We start from the raw sequence: 26,150 nt of genomic DNA, 5'->3' as shown, positions 1-26,150 counted from the left end.
GCTGTTACAACCCGTCGTTTAGTTGAGCAATGCCAAAGCCATAGGGCAGGGCGCTGCGCTCGAGATAACGCCAGATATAGTCTGCAAAACTACGACGAAACACTAAGTAGTACCCATCTTCATGTTGATGCAGGTAAAAGTTCAATTTACCGAAAGTTGTGCCTACTACCTTGCCTGCTTGTAGCATGTTGAGGTCATACACCGTGCAGTGGTGCAATACTTCACTGGCATTTTTACCTTTAAGTAAAACCGTGGTATACCCACCAGAGTTATCAACGACTTGGCTGTGAATGTCTGCCAATGCTGTTTCAAGTGCACCTTGCAACGAGGCGCGTTGATCGCGTTTGCAAGTGATTAACCATTCATCTGGGGAAAGCCAAAGAATAGAACCCCACGCTGTATAACTCATACTGCAAGCTTGCGTTGGCAGTGCGACATTGAGTGCTGAGTTGACTGCATTAACAAATGCCGCATTTTGCGAATTTCCACGCAGGCTAATATAACCTAATAGTGGAATTTCATTCGCCCATACGCCTTTGCCATCATTTACTTTTTCTTGTTTTGAAGTTAAGCCAAATGGATGCAATGGTGATTGCATAACAGGGCTGAATTCGGAGATGTTGGTAGTAGTTGAGTTAAGCATTATGTCGCGCTCCTTCTGCATCAACAAACACGTATGAAACGATTTTCACTTTAACGGCTTTACCTTCTGCCCATGCGTAAACGATATTGTTGCCTTCTTCATCGCGACGCTTAATGCCATCAATCACAAACCCCATGGCGATAGAGCGACCAAGAAATGCGCTGTGGTAGCTAGACGTTACATGACCTAACATGGCGACTGGTGGCGTAATATCTGACGAATTAATTAGTTGTGCGCCTTCTTTCAGTACTACATTAGGGTCTTCTGGTAGCAAACCAACCAATTGTTTACGGTCAGTGCGGCTAGTATCAGACCGTGCAAGTGAACGTTTTCCTAAGAAGCTGTAAGGTTTTTTCATACCGACTGCCCACGCCATGTCCAAGTCAAACGGCGTGACTGAACCATCAGTATCTTGCCCAACGATAATGAAGCCTTTTTCTGCACGTAACACATGCATGGTTTCAGTACCATAAGGCGTAATGTCAAACTCCTTACCTGCCTTCATAAGCTCGTTCCAAATGTAATCACCATAACTTGCGTCAACGTTGACTTCATAAGCTAACTCACCAGAGAAGCTGATACGAAACACGCGTGCAGGCACGCCTGCAACTTTGCCATCGCGCCAATCCATAAACTTGAATGCTTCTTTTGATAAGTCAATATCAGTGCAAAGTTTAGCTAATACTTCTCGGCTTTTGGGGCCAACTAAAGCGGCGGTTGTCCAATGGTCAGTCACAGAGGTCATATACACTTCTAGCTCAGGCCATTCAGTTTGGTGCCATTTTTCTAGCCAAGTCATCACACGGGCTGCGCCGCCAGATGTTGTGGTCATTAAAAAGTGTGTGTCAGAAATGCAAGCTGTCACACCGTCATCCATCACCATGCCAGCTTCATCTAACATTAAGCCGTAACGGCATTTCCCTACCGCAAGTTGTGACCATGCGTTGGCATAGATGCGGTTTAAAAACTCACGTACATCTTTACCGCGAATGTCGATTTTTCCTAAAGTAGAAGCATCTAACATACCCACACTATTTCGTGTGGCTAAGCATTCGCGATTGACTGCTGCGTGAATATCTTCACCCGGTTTAGGAAAGTACCAAGGGCGCATCCATTGACCGACTGGCTCAAACTCCGCGCCATAGCGTTCATGCGTGGTTTGCACTGCGGTATAACGGCGAGGTTCAAAACTATCACCGACATGCGCACCAGCTAATGCTCCAAATGAAACTGGCGTGTAAGCAGGGCGATAAGTGGTTGTGCCAACTTCTGGAATTGTTTTACCCAAAGCCTCAGCGGCAATAGCAAAGCCATTAACGTTGGATAACTTACCTTGGTCCGTACCAAAACCCAGTGCGGTGTAGCGTTTGATATGCTCAATTGAACGATAATTTTCACGTACAGCTAGGTGAATATCTGTGACAGCAACATCATTCTGAAAGTCTACAAAAGCTTTAGCACCATATCCATCTTTACCATCAGGCACATTAAATATACGACGCGCTGGCGTGACAGCAATTTCATCGGTTTCTAATACTAATCCTGAGGCATTGATTGTTTTACCAAGGCCAGTTAAAAGCTCTGCAATGGTGTCATGCGTTTTGGCTAAGCCTTCTTGTAAGGCAAACACACCTGTAATTGCGCCTACACAGAAAATGCCATCTTTGGCACGGCCGTTAGCAGAAACCACAAATGCTAGACGAGCATCATCCCATTGTGGGCGACCACCATCGTGGCAGAACAAGTGCACAGTAGGAGACAATCCGCCAGAGCTAGCTAAAACATCGCATGGCACATAAGGGCCTTTAGCTGTGACGACATTTTTTAAGCTACCTAATTTAACTAATTGTACGCCTTGCACCGCGCCAGAACCAACCGCCTCGCTAATGCCATAACCAACATACACTTTAATACCTAATTGATTCGTTTTAGCAGCCCATTCAGGGTTAATCTGTTCTCTAGTGTCAACTATGGTTACCGTAATACCAGCCTCAGCCAAGTCAACCGCACCTTGATAGACTAAGTCATTGCTCGTCATAATCACTGCATTTTTGCCACAAGCAACGCCATAGCGGTTTAGATAAGTGGTTAACGCAGAAGCCGTCATAATGCCTGGCAGGTCGTTATTGCCGAATACTAAAGGGCGCTCAAATGCCCCCGTCGCCAACACTACTTTAGACGCACGAATGCGATGCAAGCGTTCGCGGCGTTGTGCATTGTTTCTTGCTGCATGAGGCAGATGGTCTTGCAGTAACTCTACCGCTTGAATCATGTTCATGTCATGCAGGGCAAAGGCCGTGGTACGAGAAAGAGTGGATACGTTAGGCAAGCTCTGCAACTCATTAATGATGTTAGCTGACCATGTACTTGCGCTTACACCACCAATCAATATATTAGGCATAGAGAGCAAATAGCCACCAAGTTCAGATTGGTCATCAACCAATAAAACTTTTAAGCCGCTACGTCCAGCTAACAGCGCGGCTAGCAAACCAGTCGCGCCGCCGCCAACCACAAGCAAATCTACGTGATGATGCTGATGGTCGTAAGTTTCCGTATCTGCTTCAATAGGTGATTTACCATAACCCGCTGCGCGGCGAATAATGTCTTCATAGAACGGCCAAAGCTTAGTTGGCCATTTAAAAGTTTTATAGTAAAAGCCTGCAGGCATAAAGCGTGAGAATTTACCGCCTACACTTTTAAGATCGAACGCTAACGATGGCCAGCCGCTGGTACGGCCCGCCACTAAACCATCATACAATTCAACTTGAGTAGCTTTTAAATCTGGGGTTGTACGTGCGCCAACGTCGATTTGCACGAGAGCGTTAGGCTCTTCTGCGCCCGAACCAATAATACCGCGAGGGCGCCCATATTTAAAACTGCGTGCAACCACTTTAACACCATTAGCAAGCAGCGCAGAAGCAAGGGTATCACCTGCAAAGCCTTGATAGCTTTGACCATCAAAAGTAAATGTAAGTGGGCGGTTTAAATCAACGCGACTATTCTTATGACTGATTCTGTTGCTCATGCTGTTGCCTCTTCTGCATCATAAATTTTACGAGCTTCAGCCAATGTCCAAGCGCCTACTGTGGTGTGATTTGCAGTGTTGCGCTTTAATACAAAAAACTTACGACAACCTGTGCTATGTCCCCACATTTCCCAGTGCCAACCTTTCGGATTTCGTTTCATAAACAAGTAATCGCCCCAACTTTCTTCGCTTTCAGTTTCGGGTGATGTTGGGCGTGCGACAAAGGCCTCGCCACCATAGCTAAACTCTTCTTCTTCTCGCGCTTCAAAACAATGCGGGCATTTAATAACAAACATGATTTTTCCTTTTTAGCTTAAGCTTTAATGCGCAACACCAGCCGCACCATGCTCGTCAATCAAATGACCTGTATGGAAACGGTCAAGCGTGAATGCAGCGTTTAATGGGTGTGGTTCATCATGAGCAATGGTGTGGGCGAATACATTGCCAGACCCAGGCGTTGCTTTAAAGCCACCTGTCCCCCAGCCACAGTTAAAGTACAAGCCTTTGACTTTAGTCTTACTGATAATCGGGCAGGCATCAGGCGTTGTGTCAACAATGCCACCCCACTGGCGATTCATGCGTACGCGTGAAAACATCGGAAATAGTTCGATAATCGCGGCTGCGGTGTGCTCAATTACATGTGGGCTGCCACGCTGGGCATAGCTAGTGTAATGGTCAATGCCTGCGCCAATCACAAGCTCACCTTTATCTGATTGACTCACATAACCATGCACTGCATTAGACATCACCACCGTATCTAATATAGGTTTGAGTGACTCGGAAACAAACGCTTGTAGCGGATGACTTTCAAGCGGCATGCGGATACCAGCAGCTTTTGCCATCACTGATGAATGGCCTGCTGTCACACAGCCAACTTTTGATGTTGAAATATAACCTTTACTTGTTTGTAAACCTTTAATGGCTGAATTAACAATATCCATCGCGGTCACTTCACAGTTTTCGATAATATCAACTCCGTAATTGCTCGCCGCACGAGCAAAGCCCCAAGCAACAGCATCGTGCCTAGCCACCCCTGCGCGAGGTTGAAAACTTGCGCCCATAATTGGAAAGCGCGTGTCCTTAGAGATGTTAATCATTGGAATACGGTCTTTCACTTCTTGCGCATTCAACGCCAAGGCATCAATACCGTTTAGATTATTGGCGTTCACACGACGCTCAATATCGCGCATATCTTGCAGTGTATGGCCTAAATTGAACACACCGCGCTGACTAAACATCACGTTATAGTTAATATCTTCGGTCAATCCTTCCCACAGCTTGAGTGAGTGCTCATAAAGCATGGCGGCTTCATCCCAAAGGTAATTAGAGCGGACAATCGTGGTGTTGCGCGCAGTATTACCGCCCCCTAAATAGCCTTTTTCTAATACCGCAATATTTTTAATACCATGCTCTTTAGCGAGATAGTAAGCTGTGGCTAAACCATGACCACCAGCGCCAATAATCACTACGTCATAGGAAGATTTAATTTCAGGGCTGCGCCAAGCTGGCGTCCATCCTTCGTGATGTTTTAACCCTTGTGAGAGTAGTTTCCAAATGGAATAATCTTTTTTCAAGCGGCCTCCGGCGATAATCTAAAACACTAGTTGTTAATTTACATTCTGCTGTTTCAGCGCTTTGTTTAATGTGCTACATCAGACTGTTTCTTGGCTTTTTACGACATGTGACGTTTTAAGCCAACATAAAATAATCAAGCGTTAACGCGTTGCGTCTACGACCTTGGTGATTAGTTGAAAAGTAATAGGATAGCAGCACGAAAAAAAGGCCATGACAGCTAAATACTGTTATGGCCTTTTTAATATGACTTAATTTATATTACTTGGATTTAAACGCCTAAGTATTTTTTCACCGCTTCTAAACCAGGTTTACCGTCTAAAGTATTTACACCATCTAACCATTTGTCTAACACGGCAGGATTTTTAGTTAACCAAGCTTTTGCCGCTTCATTAGGTGCTGTTTTATCCATAATTGGCAGCATCACTTGGTTTTCCATGTCCAAATTAAACTCTAAATTGGTAACGAGTTTATTCACATTCGGGCAACGTGTTCCTAAATCAGTGGCTGTCACGGTGTACACTTTTGCTTCGCCATAATTTGCACCAAAGAAGTCGTCACCACCGCTTAGGTAAGTAATGTCTTGTTGTACATTCATTGGATGAGGTGCCCAACCTAAGAATACAATCCATTTCTTATTTTTAACTGAGCGACTAACCTCAGTCAACATGCCCGCCTCGCTAGATTCAACCATTTTGAAATCTTTAAGGCCAAATGCATTTTTAGTAATCATATCTGCAATGATTTTATTGCCGTCATTACCTGGCTCGATGCCGTACATTTTGCCTTCAAGGTTATCTTTAAATTTAGCAATATCAGCAAAGCTTTTTAAACCAGCTTCATAGGCGTAAGTAGGTACGGCTAAAGTATATTTGGCGCCAACCAAGTTAGGTTTTTCGAGTACTTTAATGTCTTTAAGAAACGGCTCAACGATTGGTGTCATTGATGGTGACCAGTAACCAAGGAAAACATCAATCTGACTCTTTTTAATGCCAGCAAATGCAATGGGTACAGATGCAATAGTAGAAACAGGTTTGTAACCTAAACCTTCTAAAACGACAGAGGAGAGTGCGGTGGTTGCGGTAATGTCAGTCCAGCCAATATCAGCAAATTTTACAGCACTACAACTAGCAGCTTCGCCAGTACTTGATGCTGCTGCAGTGGCCGCAGGAGTGGAAACTTCACTTTCCTTTTTGCCGCAGGCAGTAAAGGCTAGAGGGAATAGTGCGGCGATTAAAACAGATTTTGCAAAGTGATTCATTTTAGCTCCTACGTAAAATTGATCGTACCCAAAGAAGATAGCATGGTTAAACCACGCCCGTTATCGCACTGAAACTCTCACTAATAAGAAAGTTTTGTTACAGGTAGTAAAATATAGCGAGTAGTCAACATTTAAATAAAGAATTACGACAGAATCTTGTTAAATCACGACATGTGAATCACGGCGCATGAAAAGTCATTTTAGGTATGACTTATGTGCATATTGGTGTTGCTGGTAAGTGAATGAATAGCTGGCGTATGCTGGTTCTTACGTCTTTCCTTGCTTGGCGAGTAGCCAAACAGCGTGCGGTATGATTTGCTGAAGTGACAGGAAGACTGAAATCCGCAGGCGACCGTAATGCTCATAATCGACATCTCCGTTTGTAAAAGCAAAGATCTAGCACGCCTTAACCTAAGGTTCAAATAGTAATGCATAGGGCTCATGTTAAGCGTGTGGTTAAACATACGTTGTAAATGGCGCTGAGAGAGTCCAGCAAGCCGCGCCAGCTCATCCAACGGCAGAGGTTCTTCAATATTTGCCTCCATTAAAGCCGACACTTCAACTAAGGCTTTATGGCTATAACCAACACGCGCTGCAACTGGAATGTGCTGTTGATCCTTACTATCTCTTGCACGCACCACCATAAATTGGTCTGAAATTTCAGCCACTAAATTTTTGCCAAATCTCGCAAAAACAAATGCCAACATTAAGTCTATCGGCGCTGTTCCACCTGCGCATGTGCAGCGGTCACGGTCAATCACAAAAAGCTCTTCCATAAAGGTGATATATGGAAACTTCTCACGCAGACTTGCCATGTTCTCCCAATGAATAGTGCATTTGTAGCCATCTAGCACGCCAGCTTTTGCCAATGCGTAACTACCAGTACATAAGCTGCCTAACCATACATTTTGCTTGCTAGCTTGGGTGATTAACTTGATAACGCTTGAATTGACGGAAGTTTGCACATCCACGCCACCACAAACAAGCAGCATGTCTGGCATGGCGATATTGTCTAGCATGGTTGTTTTGGCAAAAGCTAAACCATTACTTGCCTCAACGGGTAGGCCATCTGGGGTGATGACTGACCACTGGTAGACTTCTTGGCCTAGCAAGTAGTTTGCCATTCGAAGGATTTCAATCGCATTCGAAAATGCAATCATAGAAAAATTATTCAGGGTCAAGAACCCAACATGCCTGACCTGTGACATTTCCTTACAAGACATACGACCCCAATCACGATGACTTACAATGAACGCTTAACAATTTATATATTTTTCAATGCCACATAATTCTTAAGGTTTACAACATGATAGTCCCGAAGATCATATTTTGAAATAATAATTGTAGATATTATTTTTTACTGTAAGCCATGATGAAAAAGTCTTAATGCTCACAAAGATTTGATTGCATTTAAGCGTTAGCAGTATTGAGTTGATTATATTTCTGATTCTTAAATAAAAAAACCAGCTCGGCGTTTTTGCTATGATTAATGTCGTAATTACTAATTTTTTTCTAAAGTATTCTTTGATAATGAAGTTGCATAATTGAATATAATTTTTATATATAGTCTGTTTAGTTTTATCTTTTGAATATTATGGGAGAAATCAAATGAAAGCGCTGAGTTGGATTACAAATCGTCAAGTAGTAAGCGCACTGTGCGCAGCACCAATTTTATTAAGCTGTGCTTATGCTTCAGCAGAAGAGGTGGCTCCAGCCGTAGCTGAGCCAGCACCCGCTTATACCCTAACTTATAATCTTGGCGTTTATTCTAATTACATTTCACGTGGTAATGACTGGGGAGGTGGCCCTGCGTTGCAAGGTGGTGTTGATTGGGCGCATAGCAGTGGTTTCTATCTGGGAACTTGGTTTTCAACCACTGACCCACAAACTTTAGGAGCTGCAGGAAGCGTTACTGCTACTGACCCTAGTGGTAATCCGTTAGGGTCAGGTAACCATGTGGAAACTGATTGGTACGGTGGCTACGCACATACATTTGGCCCAGTTACGTTGGGTGTGGGTGGTAACTATGTATGGTATCCAGAAGGTGAGAAATCTTACCACAATAGAAACCAAGACACTTTTGAAGGTAATTTAAACGTTTCTGCTTACGGCTTCACCTATACGTTCTATCACGCCTTTACAGACTGGTATGGTATTGGTAACACAAAGCGTGATCCAGCAAGCGCTATAAGCTTTACAAACCCAGCTAATGTGATTAATGCCGCTGCTGATACTAGTGGTGTTGAGTATCATGAATTAAAATATGCTAATACTTTGCCATTTGCAGGTTTAAACTTAGCTGCCAAAGTCGGTTATCAACGCTCTAGCGACATCTGCTTAAATCAAAAAGATTATTTGATTGGTTTGAACAGAAACTTCTCGTTACCAACGGCTGGCAAACCGCTTGATGGCTTTAATGCAGGCTTTAATTACACAGGCACTTTTGGTGAAGAGCAATGTTCAATTGATACTAAATATTATACAGATGACAATGGTCAAGTGATTAATGACCGTAAATTTACCTTCTATATTAAACGTAGTTGGTAAGAACTCTTCAGCAAATTTACTTGAAGTAAAAAAGGACGCCTAGGCGTCCTTTTTAATTTTGTTTAGTATCAGTCGGTTTTGATTAAATTTAAGTCGTTATTTAAGTGGTGCTTAGTACTCTAGACTCTTACTATTGAGTAATATTCATTAATTTTAATTTGGAGAGCCATTTTGCCACGTTTTGAATTACAACAACTTTACATAGGTGGTAAGCGGGTAGAAGCAACAAGCGGCAAAACATTCCAGACCATTAACCCTGCCAATGGTGAAGTGTTGGCTGATGTGCAAGTTGCCTCAGAAGCTGATGTGGATGCTGCTGTTGCCAGCGCCAATCAAGGTCAGCGTGTTTGGGCTGCGATGACGGCCATGCAGCGTTCTCGTATTTTACGACGGGCCGTAGAAATTTTGCGTGAGCGTAATGATGCGCTTGCTGAGTTGGAAACCTTAGATACAGGCAAGCCAATTTCTGAAACGCGTTATGTCGATATTGTCACTGGCGCTGATGTGCTTGAGTATTACGCTGGATTAGTCCCGGCACTTGAAGGCCAACAAATTCCATTACGTGAAAGCGCTTTTGCTTATACGCGCAGAGAGCCGCTGGGCGTGGTGGCTGGCATTGGCGCATGGAACTACCCCATTCAAATCGCATTGTGGAAATCCGCTCCGGCCTTAGCCGCTGGTAATGCAATGATTTTCAAACCCAGCGAGGTCACGCCACTGAGCACCTTGAAATTAGCTGAAATTTATACTGAAGCTGGGTTACCAGATGGCGTATTTAATGTACTGAACGGAAGTGGTGCTGAAGTAGGTGCATGGTTAACGGCACATGCCGGCATTGAGAAAATATCATTCACAGGCGGCACGATTACAGGTAAAAAAGTCATGGCGAGTGCTTCAAGCTCAACCTTAAAAGATGTGACGATGGAGCTTGGTGGAAAGTCACCTTTGATTGTTTTCTCAGATGCCAATATGGATAAAGCCGCAGATGTTGCGATGATGGCGAACTTCTATAGTTCAGGCCAAGTGTGTACCAATGGCACGCGCGTGTTTGTGCATCGTTCTAATATTCAGGAATTCGAACAAAAAATTATCGAGCGTGTGGCGCGCATCCGCCTTGGTAATCCACAAGACGAAAATACGAATTTTGGCCCACTAGTTAGCCAGTCGCATATGCAAAACGTGCTACGCTATATTGATTCTGGTATCAAAGAAGGCGCACGCTTGTTAGCTGGCGGAAAGCGAGAGCTTAGCGGCGATTTTGCTAATGGTGCTTATGTACAGCCAACCGTGTTCACCGATTGTAAAGATGACATGACGATTGTTCGTGAAGAAATTTTTGGGCCTGTAATGAGTATCCTCGTTTATGACGATGAAGACGAAGTGATTCGCCGCGCTAACGATACTGAATACGGTCTTGCCGCAGGATTAATTACAGAAAATATTAGTCGTGCGCACCGTGTTATACATCAGCTTCAGGCAGGTATTTGTTGGATTAACACTTGGGGCGAGTCACCTGCCGAAATGCCAGTTGGTGGCTATAAGCAGTCTGGAGTAGGGCGCGAGAATGGTTTAATGACGCTACAAAACTACACGCGAGTTAAGTCGATTCAAGTTGAGTTGGGTAATTATACGTCTGTGTTTTAGTGGTTGATTACCAGTTTATTGTCGGTCTATTGATTGAACGTATGGTCTTTAAGGAAAGTCATGGGTAAAAGTATTGAGTTCGATTACATCATTATAGGCGCAGGCTCTGCGGGTAATGTTTTGGCAACGCGCCTGACCGAAGATGCTGATGTAACGGTACTTTTGCTAGAAGCCGGTGGGCCTGATTATCGATTAGATTTTCGTACACAAATGCCTGCAGCTTTAGCTTATCCCATACAAGGTAGGCGTTATAACTGGGCTTATGAAACCGAGCCAGAGCCGCATATGAATAATCGGCGAATTTCATGTGGTCGCGGTAAAGGCTTAGGCGGCTCATCTTTGATTAATGGCATGTGTTATATCCGTGGTAATGCTTTAGATTATGATGGATGGGCTAAACGTAAGGGCTTGGAAAATTGGTCTTATTTCGATTGCCTACCCTATTTTAAGAAAGCCGAAACACGAGATATTGGCTCCAATGATTATCATGGCGATAACGGCCCTGTAAGTGTCACTACCCCAAAACGCGGCAATAATGTGCTATATGCAGCGATGGTTGAAGCAGGCGTCCAGGCGGGCTATCCGCATACTGAAGATTTAAACGGCTTCCAGCAAGAAGGCTTTGGTCCAATGGATCGCACAACCACGCCGCAAGGTAGGCGCTCAAGTACTGCACGCGGCTATTTAGACCAAGCGCGCGATCGTAAAAACCTCACTATTATTACCCATGCACTGACTGACCGCATTTTGTTTACGGGTAAGCGCGCAACGGGGGTGGCTTACTTGCTTGGTGGCAAGTCCCGACAAGCCAATGCCAAGCGTGAAGTCTTGTTGTGTGCTGGCGCTATCGCCTCGCCACCTATATTGCAGCGCTCAGGAGTCGGTCCAGCAGCTTTGTTGCGTGATTTAGACATTCCATTGGTGCATGATTTGCCCGGAGTAGGTGCAAACTTGCAAGACCACATGGAAATATATCAACAATACGAATGCAAACAACCAGTGTCATTAGCACCGGCTCTAAAGCTCTATAATCAGCCCTTAATTGGTGCCGAATGGCTCTTTTTAGGCACTGGTATAGGCGCGAGTAATCAGTTTGAAGCGGGCGGTTTTATTCGTAGTGACGATAGCTTTACTTGGCCTAACATTCAATATCACTTCTTGCCTGTGGCGATTAATTACGATGGTAGTAATCCAATTAAGATTCATAGTTTTCAGGCACATATGGGTTCTATGCGCTCACCTAGCCGTGGGCGTGTGCAAATACGCTCAAAAGATCCGCTAGAGTATCCAAGTATCTTGTTTAACTACATGTCTACCGAGCAAGATAAACGGGAGTTTCGTGCTGGTGTGCGTATTACACGCAATATCATGAAACAAGCTGCGCTAGCACCTTATGTGGAGCGAGAAATTTCACCTGGTGAAAACGTACAGACCGATGCGGAAATAGATGCATTCGTCCGCCAACATGGCGAAACGGCGTATCACCCATCCTGCTCATGCGCAATGGGCTACGATGAAATGGCTGTTGTTGATACAGAAGGTCGCGTGCATGGTCTACAAGGTCTGCGTGTGGTTGATGCGTCTATCATGCCTGAAATCGTCACTGGCAATCTAAACGCACCTACCATTATGATGGCTGAGAAAATATCAGATAATATTCGAGGTCGCAAACCACTTTCTGCGAAAGTAGTACCAGTGTTTATTCATCCACTTCATCGCTATGCAGATGCAGCTTCAAACACATAACAAATATTAAGTGATTTTCTCCCAAATCAATGTACTAGCTTTAGTTGAACTACTCGGTGTACTAGCGTTTGCATTTACTGGCATTATAGAAGCGCGCAAAAAAGGGATGGATTTGATCGGTGTTTATACTGTGAGCATGATTACCGCCTTTGGTGGCGGAACTGTGCGAGATCTGATGATAGGGCATTATCCTCTATATTGGGTGCAACACTCAGGCTATGCTTTAATGCTGCTGGGTTTTGCAATAGCTGCCGCGCCGCTTTCGATCAACTTTTATGAAAACTCAACGGTTACCAAAATTTTTGTCACATTAGATGCACTTGGCCTTGGCTTATTTAGCACAATAGGTGCCAGTATGGCCCACCAAGTGGGTTGTGATTTTTATATCTCAATGTTGCTGGGTGTAGTCACAGGCGTATTTGGCGGAATTATTCGCGATATTATTTGCAATGAAATCCCCAATGTTTTTCGTCGCAACGAGCTTTACGCGACATGCGCCGCACTAGGTAGCGCGGTATTTTTAATATGCCTATATTTAGGTTTAGATGAACTACCTAGCACACTAGTCGCAATTGCTTTTACAACTGTACTAAGAATAACCTCAATAAAGTATCACCTTAAATTACCTTTTTAAATCTTGTTGTTAGGTGCAAGGGTAATTAAAGCGTCTGATGGCGATAAAGTGACCAGTATTTTATTAAGAGCCGATGTTAAGTTAATTCCCATTAGTTTTGACGATAATTGTGTTGGTTGTTATAATTGTGCGATACAGTCGTAACAAATGCATTTTTGTTGCAATTTAGGAGGCGTTGAATAGTAGTTTTCGCCAAATTTTTTAATGCCGCATGATGCGGCATTTGTTTTTAAATCAAACCATTTTATATAGGACTAAAAAATGACTCAAATTATCATTGACCATAACCCATCTGAAGCTAAATTAAAAGAACTAGGCGTTTCTAGCTGGTCTATCTGGGATTGCGCACCGTCTAAATTCCCATTGAATTTTGATTCAGCAACTGAAAGCGCTTACTTGCTCGAAGGTGAAATTCACGTTACTCCAGTTGGTGGCGAAACTGTTGTAGTTAAAGCAGGTGACTTTGTTGTGTTTCCAAAAGGTTTGAAATCAAACTGGGAAGTCACTAAACAATTGAAAAAACACTACAAACACTCATAGTCTTCACTGACTGAGCGTTAAATAAAAAAAGCCTTGATGATTCAAGGCTTTTTTATTGCTTAAATACCTAGCCTTCTAGATTGGCTACCAAATTATTGGAAGCTAAATTTCTGAAATAATAGCCTCTTTCAGTGCGATGATGCGCAAAGCATCAAGTTTTTGGCCTTTATTTGCCGAGATTAAAAAGATGTCTTCAGCGCGATTACCTAATGTGTTAATTTTTGCATTATGTAGCTCGACCTCTAGCACTAAAAACTGATGCGCTAAAGTCGCTAGTAAGCCTGTGCGGTCGTTGGCGATTATTTCTAGTTTATGGTTATTGTTGTCGGCTTCTTGTGTAATAGTGACTTGCGCTAATATAGGCATGTGCTTCACTTGGCGGCTTATACGGCCCTTAAGTGGTGATTCTAGTGGTTGGGTTTTATCAAGTTTTTGAGCAAGTTCCACTTCAATAAATTTTAATAAACCACTGTAACTTACCGACTTACCTGATTGATCTAAAACAATAAAGCTATCTAATGCATAGGCGTGATCAGTGGTGTAAATCTTTGCCTCTACAATGTTATAAGCCATACGATCAAAAAAGTTACATATTCTAGCGAATAGGTCATTTTGATCTTTGCTGTAAATCATTACCTGAATACCATCACCGCTAGGACTTAATCTAGCACGAACTATGGCGTGTGTGGTATTGAGATGTGGCGTTAGTAGGCGGCTATGCCAAGCGATTTCATCACTTTCATGTCGAATAAAGTAGTTGGAGCCAAACTTTTCCCATAAATGCTCGTATGAGTGTCTGCTTAGGCCAAACTTGTTTAGTCGCTCGGCAGCTTCTGATTTACGGGTTGTAATGGCTTGTTGAACATAGAGCAATTGGTTAGCTAATGCGTGCTTGGTGGCGTTGAATAGGCTTTCCAGTAACCTTGCTTTCCAGGCATTCCATACTAATGGGCTTGTGCCTCGAATATCTGCAACGGTAAGTAAATATAGTGCCACCAGTCTACGTTCATTTTGAACGAAGCGTGAGAATGTTTCGATTACGCTAGGGTCAGATAAGTCTGATTTTTGTGCGGTAGAGGACATTTGTAAGTGTGCTGCTACCAACCATGCAACAAATGTGCTATCAGCTTTAGAAAGTCCGTGAAGTTTACAAAACTTAATCGCGTCTACCGTGCCAAGTGTTGAATGATCGCCACCACGGCCTTTTGCAATGTCATGGAATAGAGCAGCTAAATATAATAAATGCGGTGCGTCAAACTCTGCAAATAATCTACTGCATAATGGAAACTCATGTTTAAGCTCTGGCTTAGCAAAGCGGCGTAGGTTAGCTAATACATTTAGGATGTGCTCATCTACGGTGTATACGTGAAATAAGTCATGCTGCATTTGACCTATAATTTTACCGAATGCTGGAATGTAACTGCCTAAAATACCATAACGATTCATGGCGCGAAGTGCATGATTGACACCGCTTGGCTGCGAAATGATGTCAATGAATAGTTTTTTATTGACTGGATTTTGTCTGAAATCACGATTAACTAAGCGCTTAACTCTTTGCATGTTGCGCAATAATGTCGCGCCCATGCCATCTAGCTCTGGGTGTTGCTGCAACAGTAAGAAAGCCTCAAAAATAGCTGAAGGTTCTTGCTGCAGTAATCCCGCTGTTTTAGCTTCTAACAATTGGTCATGCGACTCAAAGTGCGCATTAATTGATTTTATGATTGGCGGATTAATGGAAATGATTTGCTGAAAAGATTTGAGTAATACTTCGTTCATCAGACTAACGAATTTTACGCTGCGGTAATAACTTTGCATCAGCTGCTCGCTGGCGCGTTTGCGTGGTGTATTGACGTAACCTAGCGAATCAGCTAATTCATTTTGAAAGTCAAACAACAAGCGATCTTCACGGCGTTTACTAATGAAATGTAAGCGTATGCGAAGTAATTGTAAATTGCTTTGATGCTGTTGAATCTGTCGTGCTTCGAGCGCTGAAATAATATTCTGTTTGGTAAGTAAGGCCCAAGTGCTGTTGGCGGCAGATGGACGTACGCTGGTCATGTTTAAGCTTTGTGCAACCCACAATATCATGTGTAAATCACGCAGTCCGCCAGGACTTTCTTTAATATTGGGTTCTAAATTATAGGCAGTATCATTAAATTTCGCATGACGATTGTTTTGTTCTTTTACCTTGGCAGCAAAGAAGTTGGCAATTGCTGCTGGGCTGCTGAAAGTTTGATTAATTTCATCTAAAAACTCCTTATAGAAATGAGCCTCACCTGTAATTAATCTAGATTCGATTAAATTAGTTTGTACCGTAATATCTTTTTCTGCTTCGTGGATACATTCACTTAAACTGCGTACGCTATGGGCGACATTTAAGCCAATATCCCACAATAAACCTACCAATGTTTCAAGTTTGGCATTGATGCCAGCACTGGCTTGTAGGTCATCAGACTCGGGCAGTAATATAAGTAAGTCAATATCAGAGTAGGGGTAAAGTTCACCGCGACCATAACCGCCCACTGCTATTAAGCAGCAACGCTTATCTATGTTTGCTTGCTCCCAAATGTTGAGGAGTAAGCGATCAATCAGCTTGCAATGCTGCTTAAATAGCCGAGTATTATTAGGCGCCTTTAAGAAATCAGTTTTTAGCGCTACAAAGCCATCCTTCAGATATTGTCTCAGCGTCGCAATATTGTTCTTTTCAGGCTGACTTCCCGTATTAACTTGACTGTTCAGATCATCCAACAACATTTTGTTAGATTGGCTTTTGAGATGACTCTATTTTTTGCACAAGCTCTGGGATTGCTGGTGAACCGCTAGATAAAGTCATCACTTCATAGCCTGTTTCAGTGACTAAAATCGTATGTTCCCATTGCGCAGATAGGCTGCGGTCTTTCGTAACAATGGTCCAGCCGTCTGGCATGTGTTTAATGTCACGCTTGCCCGCATTAATCATCGGCTCAATGGTAAACATCATGCCTGTTTTAAGTACTACACCCATACCTGGTTTGCCGTAATGCAGCACTTGAGGGTCTTCATGAAACACCTTACCAATTCCGTGGCCGCAAAACTCACGCACTACGCTATAGCCACTTTTCTCGGCAAACGTTTGAATGGCAAAACCTATGTCGCCCAAGGTAGCTCCTGGTTTAACCTTGCTGATGCCTAGCCACATGGCTTGGTAAGTGATTTCACATAAGCGCTTGGCTTGACTGGTGACTTCACCCACATAAAACATGCGGCTCGTGTCGCCGTGGTAGCCATCTTTTATCACGGTAATGTCAATATTAACAATGTCGCCATTCTTCAGTGCTTTATCGCTAGGAACACCATGGCATATTTGTTGGTTAATCGAAGTGCAAATGGACTTAGGATAAGGTCTATGTCCATCAGGCGCATAGTTAAGCGGTGCAGGGATTGCTTGCTGTACGTCAACAATAAAATCGTGGCAGAGTTTATCTAATTGCTCGGTTGTCACGCCATGTACAACATGCGGGGTAATAAAATCGAGCACTTCAGAGGCAAGCTTGCCCGCAATGCGCATTTTTTCTATATCTTGCTGATTTTTGATTGAGATCGCCATGAACTTACTAACTTGTGAATATTAGTCGTATTTTAGCATAGCAATATATTCATAATTTTAATTTCTAATTCAATGTTTACGGAATGTTTGAAGTGCCAATCGCAGGTGCGCCAACAATCCTTATTACTTTGGCAACATCCATGCGTAAAAGTTCGGCAATTTCACTATAATCATCGGGTAAGGCCGCATCATCCCAACCGTTAGCAGCGTGACGAGCAAGATTGACTGCTAGTGTGACGTTGCGCACTCGTTGTTCACTTGATGCGCTATCCTGCATGAGTTTGGAGAGAAGTGGAGGCAGTTGAAATGCTTCGACTAGCTCTTTTTGTAGGTCTAACAACTTAAAGCCTAGCACCTCTTCTTGCGCTGCCGCGCTGCGTAGAGATTTATCTGCCTGTTGCATAGCATATATCACATTCATTTTGTCTGGTGCAAAACACCACATCAGCATTTCAGATAAATCATGTAGTAATGCTGCAGTTCGTACTTCTTCGGCATGTAAATCGGCTAAATGTGTAGCCCAATCAGCTGCAAAATGAGCAGCTTGATGCGAGCGACGTACTAACTTAAGCAGGTGCATTAAAGCAGGGAGGTTGGTTTTTAGCATATCTTCGACTAAAATTTTAGGTGATAGGTTTGTGAAAAACGACGTTGTCCCCATCATTAATATCGCTTGGTCAGCCTGAACTAAATCTTGTAACTGTTTTTTACCTCTATGATTTTGGGAAAAGCTTAATACTTTAAATACCATCATAGGGTCATTAAGCACGGCGGTAGAAATGGCGCGTGCGCTTATGTTATCCTCATCCTCTTTAAGGCGTGCGACTTCTCGTGCTGTATGCTTTAGAACAGGGATTTCTGCACTCCGAATAAAGTTAATCCAAGTATGGATGTCTTGTGAGGCAAGCTCTTGGGGTGTTGATGTCATTTACAATCTCCTTCAGTAACTTCGTAACATACGCTAGTCAAGTGGCTTTATATGCGATAAAAAGAGCTGCAAAAATAGTGCTAACCTTGCAATTGGTGCATTTATAATTGAAATGTCATTCCGCAGAATTCAGGTTGATTAGATTAAGTCTTATTTCATATTGAATAAAGTGAAGGGATAAGCTAGTAAACTCATTTGCTTAGTGGTATTATCTTGCCTCTGCAATTTGGCAGAAATGCATTTGTAAAAATGTAGTATTTGAGTGCAGTTTTAAAATTTACATACAACCCAATCAAGGGTGCCTAAAATTTCGTTTGTTACGTTAATGTAATGACTTGTTAATTAAGGTGTTTTTGGAGTTGTGTGAATATATAACCCTTTTGAAAAGAGAATTATTATGTCAGTCACTATGCGTGATATGTTGGAAGCCGGCGTTCATTTCGGCCATCAAACCCGTTACTGGAATCCAAAAATGGCACCGTTCATTTTCGGTGATCGCAACAAAATTCATATTGTTAACCTTGAAAAAACATTACCAATGTTTGAAGACGCGCTTAAACACGTGCGCACATTGGCTGCAAACAAAGGTCGTATCTTATTCGTTGGTACAAAGCGTCAAGCGCGCGACATCGTTAAAGAAGAAGCTAGCCGTGCTGGTTGTGCTTATGTAAATCACCGTTGGTTGGGTGGTATGTTGACTAACTTTAAAACTGTTAAACAGTCTATTAAACGTCTTCATGACTTTGAAGTGATGTTGGCAGATGGTAGCTTAGAAAAATTCGGTAAAAAAGAAGCGCTAGGTTACAAACGTGAAATTGAAAAATTAGAGCGTTCAATCGGTGGTATTAAAGAAATGGGCGGTTTGCCAGATGCTATTTTCATCATCGACGTTGGTCATGAAAGCGGTGCAATTACTGAAGCTGCTAAATTAGGCATTCCAGTAATCGGTATTGTTGATACAAATAACTCACCTGATGGCGTTGCTTTTGTAATTCCAGGTAACGATGACTCAAGCCGTGCAATTCGCTTGTATGCACGTGGTATTGCTGATGCTGTATTGGAAGGCCGTAACTCTGTGATTACTGAGCTTGTTAAATCAGCAAGTGAAGAGACGGCAGAAGTTGCTGAAGTTGCAGCTGCGTAACTAGCTACACCTTAAAAGGGGCTTAAGAGCCCCTTTTTTAATTTTAGAACTTGTTTGATTAGATTTTTGTTCTAAATATAAAATTAAACATTAAATCAATATATTAAGTCATCAATTGAAGGTGACTTATCAAATTTAGGAGCTCAAAATGGCTGAAATTACCGCAAGTATGGTAAAAGAATTACGTGAGCGCACTGATGCGCCTATGATGGATTGTAAGAAAGCGTTATCTGAAGCTGAAGGCGAAATGACACGCGCAGAAGAAATTCTACGTGTACGTTTTGGTAACAAAGCTAGTAAAGCGGCTGGCCGCGTAGCTGCTGAAGGTACAGTAGGTATCTCAATCAGCGCTGATGGTAAAACAGGTGCGATGGTTGAAGTTAACTCAGAAACAGATTTCTGCGCTAAAAATGAAGACTTTTTGAAGTTTGTGAATGAATTGGCTAGCATTGTTGCTAACAGTACTGCGGCTGATATCGAGGCTGTAGCAGCTCTACCAATGAGTGGCGCAACGGTTGAAGAAACACGTGCTCAATTGGTTGGTAAAATTGGCGAAAACATTACGCCACGTCGCTTTACGCGCCCAGCTGTACAAGGTAAGTTAGCTAGTTATGTACACGGCAGCAAAATTGGCGTGTTAGTTGATTTGGTTGGCGGTGATGATAACTTAGCTAAAGATATTGCTATGCATATTGCTGCAGCTAAACCAAAATCACTAGACGCTTCAGGTATTGATGCTAGCTTAATTGAAGCTGAGCGCCGTGTAGCGATTGAAAAAGCAAAAGAAGCTGGCAAGCCAGAAGCTATGCTAGAGAAAATTGCTGATGGTACAGTGCAAAAATTCCTAAAAGAAGTGACTTTGTTAAGCCAAGTTTTTGTTAAAGACGACAAAATGACGATTGAGCAGTTGCTTAAATCTAAAGGCGCTTCAGTTGCTTCATTCACAATGTTCACTGTAGGTGAAGGTATTGAGAAGGTTGTTGTGGATTATGCTGCAGAAGTTGCAGCAGCTGCAAAAGTGTAATCTACGCGTCAATCAGGTTGCATAACGCGACTTGATTGATTGCTAGATTCAAAAATAGTGGGCTAAGCGAATCGTTTAGTCCATTTTTTTTAGCGAAAAATTAAGAATAATTGCGCTTATTTTGCCCATGAATAGTGGTTTTATGCTTAAATAAGCAAACTTAAAAAAGAGGAATATTATGGCTACACCAGCCTACAAACGCATCTTACTTAAACTATCTGGCGAAGCTTTAATGGGGGATGATGCATACGGTATTAATCGCGCCACCATTACTCGAATTGTCACAGAAGTGAAAGAAGTTGTTGATTTAGGTGTTCAGGTCGCGGTTGTGATTGGCGGTGGGAATATATTTCGTGGAGTTGCGCCCGCTGCTGAAGGTATGGATAGAGCGACAGCTGACTATATGGGCATGCTTGCCACAGTGATGAACGCCATGGCGCTGCAAGATGCTATGAAGAATATCGGTTTGAACGCACGCGTACAAAGCGCGCTAAACATTGCACAAGTAGCCGAGCCTTACATTCGCGGCAAAGCCATCCGCTACTTGGAAGAAGGGCGTGTGGTCATATTTGGTGCGGGTACAGGCAATCCATTCTTCACTACAGATACTGCAGCTGCTTTGCGTGGCATGGAAATGAATGCAGAAATCGTCATTAAAGCAACGAAAGTTGATGGTGTTTATACCGATGATCCAAAAACCAATCCTGAGGCGATGCGTTATAAAACCATTACCTTTGATGAAGCCATTAATAAAAATCTTAAAGTAATGGATGCGACAGCGCTTACTTTGTGCCGTGATCAAAAATTACCAATATCAGTATTTAGTATTTTTAAGCAAGGCGCGCTTAAAAGGGTGGTGATGGGTGAAGATGAAGGTACGATGGTGACGCCATAAGCGTTACACCAGCAATATTTAGCTTTAAAGATGGAATCTTTAGCATCGTAGTAAATGCATAAAAATTATAAGTATTAAGTTGGAGAAAGAAATGTTAGACGATATTAAAAAAACTGTAGATCAGAAAATGCAAAGGTCTTTAGAGGCATTGAAGACAGATTTAGCCAAAGTGCGTACAGGCCGGGCTCATACAGGCTTGCTAGATCATGTAATGGTCGAGTACTACGGCTCTATGGTTGCAGTCAATCAAGTGGCCAACGTTAATTTGGGCGACTCTCGTACCATTCACGTGCAGCCTTTTGAAAAAAGCATGATAGGTAAGGTTGAAAAGGCCATTCGTGACTGTGATTTAGGTTTAAACCCTGCAACTAACGGCGATTTAATTCGCGTGCCGATGCCTATGCTTACTGAAGAGCGCCGTCGCGATATGACCAAAATTGTACGCTCGGAAGCTGAAGGCGCTAAAGTTTCTGTCCGTAATGCTCGTCGTGATGCCAATGACACTTTGAAAAAATTACTAAAAGACAAAGAAATTTCTGAGGATGAAGAGCGTCGTGCACAAGATGATGTTCAAAAAGCGACAGACAAAGCCGTGATAGAGATTGATAAAATGCTGCAAGTAAAAGAAGTTGAATTGATGGCTGTGTAAGAAAAATAGCGAACATACACTTGCAAATTATTCCTCAATTTAAAAAACTAGCTCAAATGGACTGGAGCCTACGTGGGTTTTTTTACTAGCGCGACACAAACCATTCCGACTGCGGCTGAAATTCCTAAGCACATCGCCGTTATTATGGATGGTAATGGTCGTTGGGCCCGTAAGCGTTTTTTACCTAGAGTTGCAGGTCATAAACGCGGTGTGGAGACAGTACGTGATCTTGTTAAATACTGCGTCACTTTAAAGGTTGAATATTTAACACTATTCGCTTTTAGTAGTGAGAATTGGCGCAGGCCAACGGAAGAAGTCTCATATCTGATGGGGCTATTCATGCACGCACTTAAGCGCGAGGTTGCTAAATTACATCAAAATAATATCAAGCTTATTATGATTGGTGATCGCAGTCGTTTTGATGCAGAGTTAGTGGCTCAAATCGAGGCATCCGAGCAGTTAACCGCAAGTAATACCGGTCTGGTTTTAACGATTGCTGCCAATTATGGTGGTCGTTGGGATGTTTTGCAGGCCGTGAATAAAATGCAATTAGCGACCCCACAACTCACAGGTTTTTATAGAGAAGATCATCTTACCCCTTATCTTTCCATGAGTTACGCACCAGAGCCAGATTTGTTTATACGTACTGGCGGGGAAACTCGGATTAGTAATTTTCTTTTATGGCAGCTGGCTTATACCGAATTGTATTTCACGAATACGCTTTGGCCAGACTTCAATGAAGCGGCCTTTAACTTGGCTATTCAATCTTACCAAAATCGTGAGCGTCGATTTGGCCGTACTAGCGAGCAGTTGGTTGAACCTAAAGTTTAATTGCACTAGCTTAATTACAAAAACGTTAAAGTGCCAATTTCAATAATCAAACCCCATACTTATGCTAAAAACTAGAGTCATCACAGCTGTATTTTTAACTATTGGTTTTTTAATGGTGTTATTTTTAGCTTCTAAAATGGTTTGGACTTGTTTTACGCTAGCTGCGACGCTTGTCGGTGTTTGGGAGTGGGCTAAACTCATTAAGCTCAATAAGCATTATGTACCTATTTATGTGGCTTCAGCCCTTGCAATGGGTTTGTTGTGGATTTTCACTATTGATACACCGTTAGCTTTATATCACGATGGCATTGTATTTAGCTTGTTAAGTTTGTCTGCTTTATTTTGGATTGCATTTTCCCCGCTTTGGTTGATTACACGAAAAAAAATAAACCAAAAAATACTGATGGCTTTTTTGGGTTTAGTGCTTTTAATGTCAACTTGGCTCGCTTTGAATGGATTGCAGAGCATAAGCCCTTGGCTGTTGCTTGGGGTGCTGGCAATTGTTTGGTTGGCAGATATTGCGGCCTACTTTGCTGGTAAACGTTTCGGACGTCATAAACTAGCCCCTGAAATTAGTCCTGGGAAAACTTGGGAAGGCGTTGCAGGTGCAATCCTAGCCGTAACAATTTATGGTTTAGTGCTATCTTATTATATGCACTATAGTCGTTGGATTATTGTAGGTTTATGGCTAACAGTGATACTAAGTGTTATGGGTGATCTGTTTGAATCACTATTAAAGCGCCAAGCTGGTGTGAAAGATAGTAGTCATTTATTGCCAGGACATGGCGGTGTTTTAGATAGAATTGATGGGCTAATACCCACCTTACCGTTCGTGCTGTTTTACATCTACTATCCTTTATTCTCAAGCCTACAACTACATGCACGCTAAATCTGTAAGTCACCAAATGCAAAATGTAACAATATTGGGGGCGACAGGCACCATTGGTTTGCAAACCTTAGATGTTATTTCGCAACATCCAGAACGCTTTAATGTATTTGCCTTAGCCGCTAATAGCAACGTTAAATCTATGCTGGCACTATGTAACACCTATGTTCCAGAATATGCGGTAATGTTGCAAGAAGCTGCTGCAACAGAGCTAAGCGTTGAGCTAAAGAACATTGGCTCAAAAACTATCGTGAAGCATGGCGAAGCTGCGCTGAATGACATCTCAGCTCATGAGCAAGTAGCTATTGTGATGGCGGCCATTGTTGGCGCAGCAGGCTTACATCCAGCTATGGCTGCGGCAAAAGCAGGTAAACGTATTTTGCTTGCCAATAAAGAAACCTTAGTCATGGCTGGCAATCTGTTTATGCAGGCGGTGATTGATGGCGGCGCTAGCTTATTACCTATTGATAGCGAACATAACGCTATATTCCAAGTAATGCCACAAGAGCGTACAAAAAATCTATCAAATGCAACATTAAGCAGTTTAGGCGTAAAGCGTGTCTTGCTAACTGCATCAGGCGGACCTTTCCGCAATGCTAGTTTGCAAGAACTTAAAACCGTTACACGTGCGCAAGCTTTAAATCATCCAAACTGGGTGATGGGCCCAAAAATCACTGTAGACTCCGCCACCATGATGAACAAAGGTTTGGAGGTTATAGAAGCACATTGGTTGTTCAATGCTTTGCCAAACCAAATTGACGTGGTGGTGCATCCACAAAGCGTGATTCATTCAATGGTAGAGTATGTTGATGGCAGTGTTTTGGCGCAACTTGGTAACCCTGATATGCGTACCCCCATTGCTTATGGTTTGGGCTATCCAGAGCGGCTTGCTAGCGGCGTGAGTAGCTTAGATTTGCTAAGAACTGCTAGATTAGACTTCTGTGCGCCAGATTTGATTCGATTCCCATGTCTACGCATTGCCTATGATGCTTTGAATATGGGAGGAACAGCACCAGCTATTTTAAATGCTGCCAATGAAGTTGCTGTTGAGGCATTTTTAGCTGAGGAAATTGGCTTTATGGATATTCCCAATACCATTGAAGCCGTTTTGGCAGCCTCTAGTGTTGAGCAAGTAGAATCGATTGAGCAGCTTGTGGCTATTGATACGCGTGCGAGATTGGCCGCTAGAAAGCAAATTAGCGCATTATGATAATGGCACTCGCTTTTTTGTTAACCATGAGTGTATTGGTGACCGTGCATGAATACGGGCATTATCAAGTAGCGAAATGGTGCGGTGTAAAAATATTAAAATTCTCTATCGGTTTTGGTAAACCATTATGGATTAAGCCATTTGGAGTAGATAAAACTGAGTTTGTAATTGCCGCTATTCCATTAGGCGGTTACGTAAAAATGCTCGATGAGCGAGAGATGGCTGCTGAGTCAACATTAGAGTCGCCAGCCGTGACATACTCCGAAGCAGAGTTGATGCGAGCATTCAATCGGCAATCAGTAGCTAAGCGTATCGCCATTGTGATTGCAGGGCCAATGGCTAATTTATTGCTCGCCATTGGTTTGTATTGGATATTGTTTATGATGGGCATCGTTGGTATGAAGCCTGTTTTAGGCAACGTGATTGCGCAAAGCCCTGCAGCGGTTGCAAATTTTACCTATGGTGAAACTATACAAAAAATTAATGGTAAGGAAGTAGCATCTTGGCAAGACGTTAGCTGGCTGCTTTTAAATGAGTCACTAAAAAATAGCAATGTAGAAGTTGAAACTGTAAATAGCAGTCATGAAGTTCATCTCCATCAACTTGATTTATCAGGTATTGATCAAGAGGCTGCAGCTAAAGACATTTTAACGGAATCGGGCTTAACTATTGACCAGCCTGATATTCCTGCGAAGATTGGTATAGTCACTAAGAATGGTATCGCCGATTTGGCCAGCTTAAAGGTGAACGACTTGGTGTTACGTGTCAATAAAACTAAAATTAGCGTGTGGGAAGACTTTGTACAAGAAGTCAGACAGAGTCCTAATAAAAAATTAGAAATTGAGATTCAAAGAAATTCTAGTGTGTTAAACATCGCTATTAAACCTGAGCAATTTACTGAAAATGGTAAAAAATTTGGCCGCATTGGTGTTGCATTTAAAATGGATGAAGCTACTCAAGATAAGCTTTTTATCACTACACATTACAGTGCATCTGCTGCACTCATTAAAGCCACCGAGAAAACTTGGGATATTTCAGTGTTTACACTAAAAATGTTGGGGAAAATGTTTACTGGGCAGGTCTCACTAAAAGGCGTAAGTGGGCCATTGACGATTGCCAGTTATGCTGGACAAAGTGCGCAAATGGGCTTGAATGTCTTTGTGGGATTTTTGGCGCTGATTAGCATAAGCATCGGAGTGTTGAATCTATTGCCTATACCAGTGTTAGATGGCGGGCATTTGATGTATTATATAGTTGAAATTTTTACGGGAAAACCGACTTCTGATTTCGCCTTGAATATTGGGCAAAGAGTTGGTTTTTTTCTGCTGGGTTGTATGATGATCTTAGCGTTTTATAACGACATTAACAGATTAATAACAGGCTGA

General features: G+C 42.6%; 22 protein-coding genes. 13 read left to right on the top strand and 9 right to left on the bottom strand.

What is annotated here, in order from left to right; all coding sequences use genetic code 11:
• Positions 1-4 precede the first annotated feature (4 nt).
• From PSU78_RS10720 to PSU78_RS10695, 6 genes are all read right to left on the bottom strand, one after another.
• Positions 5-643 (bottom strand): sarcosine oxidase subunit gamma, encoded by a 639-nt coding sequence (locus PSU78_RS10720; RefSeq protein ID WP_300387820.1) that lies wholly within the window; start codon positions 641-643, stop codon positions 5-7.
• The gene (locus tag PSU78_RS10715; protein WP_300387818.1) at positions 636-3,668 is read right to left on the bottom strand and encodes a sarcosine oxidase subunit alpha family protein; all 3,033 of its coding nucleotides are present in this window, start codon (positions 3,666-3,668) and stop codon (positions 636-638) included. The genes PSU78_RS10720 and PSU78_RS10715 overlap by 8 nt, the downstream gene beginning before the upstream one ends.
• Positions 3,665-3,964: a sarcosine oxidase subunit delta gene (locus PSU78_RS10710; protein WP_300387816.1), complete on the bottom strand. Its 300-nt coding sequence runs from the start codon at positions 3,962-3,964 to the stop codon at positions 3,665-3,667. The genes PSU78_RS10715 and PSU78_RS10710 overlap by 4 nt, the downstream gene beginning before the upstream one ends.
• A 24-nt stretch (positions 3,965-3,988) precedes the next feature.
• Positions 3,989-5,242 carry a sarcosine oxidase subunit beta family protein gene (locus PSU78_RS10705; RefSeq protein ID WP_300387814.1) on the bottom strand — a complete coding sequence of 418 codons (1,254 nt, stop codon included), beginning with the start codon at positions 5,240-5,242 and terminating at the stop codon, positions 3,989-3,991.
• A gap of 269 nt (positions 5,243-5,511) precedes the next feature.
• The gene (locus PSU78_RS10700; protein ID WP_300387812.1) at positions 5,512-6,501 is read right to left on the bottom strand and encodes a choline ABC transporter substrate-binding protein; all 990 of its coding nucleotides are present in this window, start codon (positions 6,499-6,501) and stop codon (positions 5,512-5,514) included.
• Positions 6,502-6,701: 200 nt separating this feature from the next.
• Complete coding sequence (locus PSU78_RS10695) at positions 6,702-7,709, bottom strand: GlxA family transcriptional regulator (RefSeq protein WP_300387931.1); 1,008 nt, start codon at positions 7,707-7,709, stop codon at positions 6,702-6,704.
• A 400-nt stretch (positions 7,710-8,109) separates the two neighbouring features.
• Here PSU78_RS10695 and PSU78_RS10690 point away from each other — a divergent pair, with 400 nt between their 5' ends.
• From PSU78_RS10690 to PSU78_RS10670, 5 genes are all read left to right on the top strand, one after another.
• Positions 8,110-9,048, top strand: coding sequence for a TorF family putative porin (locus PSU78_RS10690; RefSeq protein ID WP_300387810.1), 939 nt, complete (start codon positions 8,110-8,112; stop codon positions 9,046-9,048).
• Positions 9,049-9,219: 171 nt separating this feature from the next.
• Positions 9,220-10,692 (top strand): betaine-aldehyde dehydrogenase, encoded by a 1,473-nt coding sequence (betB, locus tag PSU78_RS10685; RefSeq protein ID WP_300387808.1) that lies wholly within the window; start codon positions 9,220-9,222, stop codon positions 10,690-10,692.
• A 60-nt stretch (positions 10,693-10,752) separates the two neighbouring features.
• Positions 10,753-12,438 carry a choline dehydrogenase gene (gene betA / locus PSU78_RS10680; protein WP_300387806.1) on the top strand — a complete coding sequence of 562 codons (1,686 nt, stop codon included), beginning with the start codon at positions 10,753-10,755 and terminating at the stop codon, positions 12,436-12,438.
• Positions 12,439-12,448: 10 nt separating this feature from the next.
• On the top strand, positions 12,449-13,072 hold the full coding sequence (locus PSU78_RS10675) for a trimeric intracellular cation channel family protein (protein ID WP_300387804.1): 624 nt from the start codon (positions 12,449-12,451) through the stop codon (positions 13,070-13,072).
• A 261-nt stretch (positions 13,073-13,333) separates the two neighbouring features.
• Positions 13,334-13,612 (top strand): cupin domain-containing protein, encoded by a 279-nt coding sequence (locus PSU78_RS10670; protein ID WP_300387802.1) that lies wholly within the window; start codon positions 13,334-13,336, stop codon positions 13,610-13,612.
• A 102-nt stretch (positions 13,613-13,714) separates the two neighbouring features.
• Here the strand turns inward: PSU78_RS10670 and PSU78_RS10665 are convergent, their stop codons facing one another.
• The 3 genes from PSU78_RS10665 to PSU78_RS10655 form a co-directional block, all read right to left on the bottom strand.
• Positions 13,715-16,366, bottom strand: coding sequence for a [protein-PII] uridylyltransferase (locus tag PSU78_RS10665; protein WP_300387800.1), 2,652 nt, complete (start codon positions 16,364-16,366; stop codon positions 13,715-13,717).
• Between the two features lie 4 nt (positions 16,367-16,370).
• A complete protein-coding gene (gene map, locus PSU78_RS10660; protein ID WP_300387798.1) occupies positions 16,371-17,198 on the bottom strand; it encodes a type I methionyl aminopeptidase in 828 nt (275 codons plus the stop codon).
• A 76-nt stretch (positions 17,199-17,274) separates the two neighbouring features.
• A complete protein-coding gene (locus PSU78_RS10655; protein WP_300387796.1) occupies positions 17,275-18,126 on the bottom strand; it encodes an HDOD domain-containing protein in 852 nt (283 codons plus the stop codon).
• Between the two features lie 397 nt (positions 18,127-18,523).
• Here PSU78_RS10655 and rpsB point away from each other — a divergent pair, with 397 nt between their 5' ends.
• From rpsB to rseP, 8 genes are all read left to right on the top strand, one after another.
• On the top strand, positions 18,524-19,270 hold the full coding sequence (rpsB, locus tag PSU78_RS10650) for a 30S ribosomal protein S2 (protein WP_300387794.1): 747 nt from the start codon (positions 18,524-18,526) through the stop codon (positions 19,268-19,270).
• Between the two features lie 148 nt (positions 19,271-19,418).
• Complete coding sequence (gene tsf, locus PSU78_RS10645; RefSeq protein ID WP_300387792.1) at positions 19,419-20,294, top strand: translation elongation factor Ts; 876 nt, start codon at positions 19,419-19,421, stop codon at positions 20,292-20,294.
• Between the two features lie 178 nt (positions 20,295-20,472).
• Positions 20,473-21,189, top strand: coding sequence for a UMP kinase (gene pyrH, locus PSU78_RS10640; RefSeq protein WP_300387791.1), 717 nt, complete (start codon positions 20,473-20,475; stop codon positions 21,187-21,189).
• A 91-nt stretch (positions 21,190-21,280) separates the two neighbouring features.
• The gene (gene frr / locus PSU78_RS10635) at positions 21,281-21,838 is read left to right on the top strand and encodes a ribosome recycling factor (protein ID WP_300387789.1); all 558 of its coding nucleotides are present in this window, start codon (positions 21,281-21,283) and stop codon (positions 21,836-21,838) included.
• Between the two features lie 72 nt (positions 21,839-21,910).
• Positions 21,911-22,669 (top strand): isoprenyl transferase, encoded by a 759-nt coding sequence (locus PSU78_RS10630; RefSeq protein ID WP_300387787.1) that lies wholly within the window; start codon positions 21,911-21,913, stop codon positions 22,667-22,669.
• A gap of 61 nt (positions 22,670-22,730) precedes the next feature.
• On the top strand, positions 22,731-23,558 hold the full coding sequence (locus PSU78_RS10625; protein WP_300387785.1) for a phosphatidate cytidylyltransferase: 828 nt from the start codon (positions 22,731-22,733) through the stop codon (positions 23,556-23,558).
• A gap of 16 nt (positions 23,559-23,574) precedes the next feature.
• Complete coding sequence (gene ispC, locus PSU78_RS10620) at positions 23,575-24,765, top strand: 1-deoxy-D-xylulose-5-phosphate reductoisomerase (RefSeq protein WP_300387783.1); 1,191 nt, start codon at positions 23,575-23,577, stop codon at positions 24,763-24,765.
• A complete protein-coding gene (rseP, locus tag PSU78_RS10615; RefSeq protein WP_300387781.1) occupies positions 24,762-26,150 on the top strand; it encodes an RIP metalloprotease RseP in 1,389 nt (462 codons plus the stop codon). Before ispC ends, rseP begins: the two co-directional genes overlap by 4 nt.

Source organism: Methylotenera sp., from assembly GCF_029945705.1.
Taxonomy (GTDB): domain Bacteria; phylum Pseudomonadota; class Gammaproteobacteria; order Burkholderiales; family Methylophilaceae; genus Methylotenera.
Note: the sequence above shows the minus strand (reverse complement) of the source record. Positions and strands in the feature narration are given on the sequence as shown.

Bases quoted from the DNA above. Each gene is read 5' to 3' on its own strand.
- frr (WP_300387789.1), top strand. From the start codon at position 21,281: ATGTTAGACGATATTAAAAAAACTGTAGATCAGAAAATGCAAAGGTCT.
- PSU78_RS10690 (WP_300387810.1), top strand. From the start codon at position 8,110: ATGAAAGCGCTGAGTTGGATTACAAATCGTCAAGTAGTAAGCGCACTG.
- PSU78_RS10700 (WP_300387812.1), bottom strand. From the start codon at position 6,501: ATGAATCACTTTGCAAAATCTGTTTTAATCGCCGCACTATTCCCTCTA.
- PSU78_RS10665 (WP_300387800.1), bottom strand. From the start codon at position 16,366: ATGTTGTTGGATGATCTGAACAGTCAAGTTAATACGGGAAGTCAGCCT.
- map (WP_300387798.1), bottom strand. From the start codon at position 17,198: ATGGCGATCTCAATCAAAAATCAGCAAGATATAGAAAAAATGCGCATT.
- rseP (WP_300387781.1), top strand. From the start codon at position 24,762: ATGATAATGGCACTCGCTTTTTTGTTAACCATGAGTGTATTGGTGACC.
- PSU78_RS10720 (WP_300387820.1), bottom strand. From the start codon at position 643: ATGCTTAACTCAACTACTACCAACATCTCCGAATTCAGCCCTGTTATG.
- tsf (WP_300387792.1), top strand. From the start codon at position 19,419: ATGGCTGAAATTACCGCAAGTATGGTAAAAGAATTACGTGAGCGCACT.
- PSU78_RS10710 (WP_300387816.1), bottom strand. From the start codon at position 3,964: ATGTTTGTTATTAAATGCCCGCATTGTTTTGAAGCGCGAGAAGAAGAA.
- ispC (WP_300387783.1), top strand. From the start codon at position 23,575: ATGCAAAATGTAACAATATTGGGGGCGACAGGCACCATTGGTTTGCAA.
- betA (WP_300387806.1), top strand. From the start codon at position 10,753: ATGGGTAAAAGTATTGAGTTCGATTACATCATTATAGGCGCAGGCTCT.
- PSU78_RS10715 (WP_300387818.1), bottom strand. From the start codon at position 3,668: ATGAGCAACAGAATCAGTCATAAGAATAGTCGCGTTGATTTAAACCGC.
- PSU78_RS10670 (WP_300387802.1), top strand. From the start codon at position 13,334: ATGACTCAAATTATCATTGACCATAACCCATCTGAAGCTAAATTAAAA.
- pyrH (WP_300387791.1), top strand. From the start codon at position 20,473: ATGGCTACACCAGCCTACAAACGCATCTTACTTAAACTATCTGGCGAA.
- rpsB (WP_300387794.1), top strand. From the start codon at position 18,524: ATGTCAGTCACTATGCGTGATATGTTGGAAGCCGGCGTTCATTTCGGC.
- PSU78_RS10695 (WP_300387931.1), bottom strand. From the start codon at position 7,709: ATGTCACAGGTCAGGCATGTTGGGTTCTTGACCCTGAATAATTTTTCT.
- PSU78_RS10655 (WP_300387796.1), bottom strand. From the start codon at position 18,126: ATGACATCAACACCCCAAGAGCTTGCCTCACAAGACATCCATACTTGG.
- PSU78_RS10625 (WP_300387785.1), top strand. From the start codon at position 22,731: ATGCTAAAAACTAGAGTCATCACAGCTGTATTTTTAACTATTGGTTTT.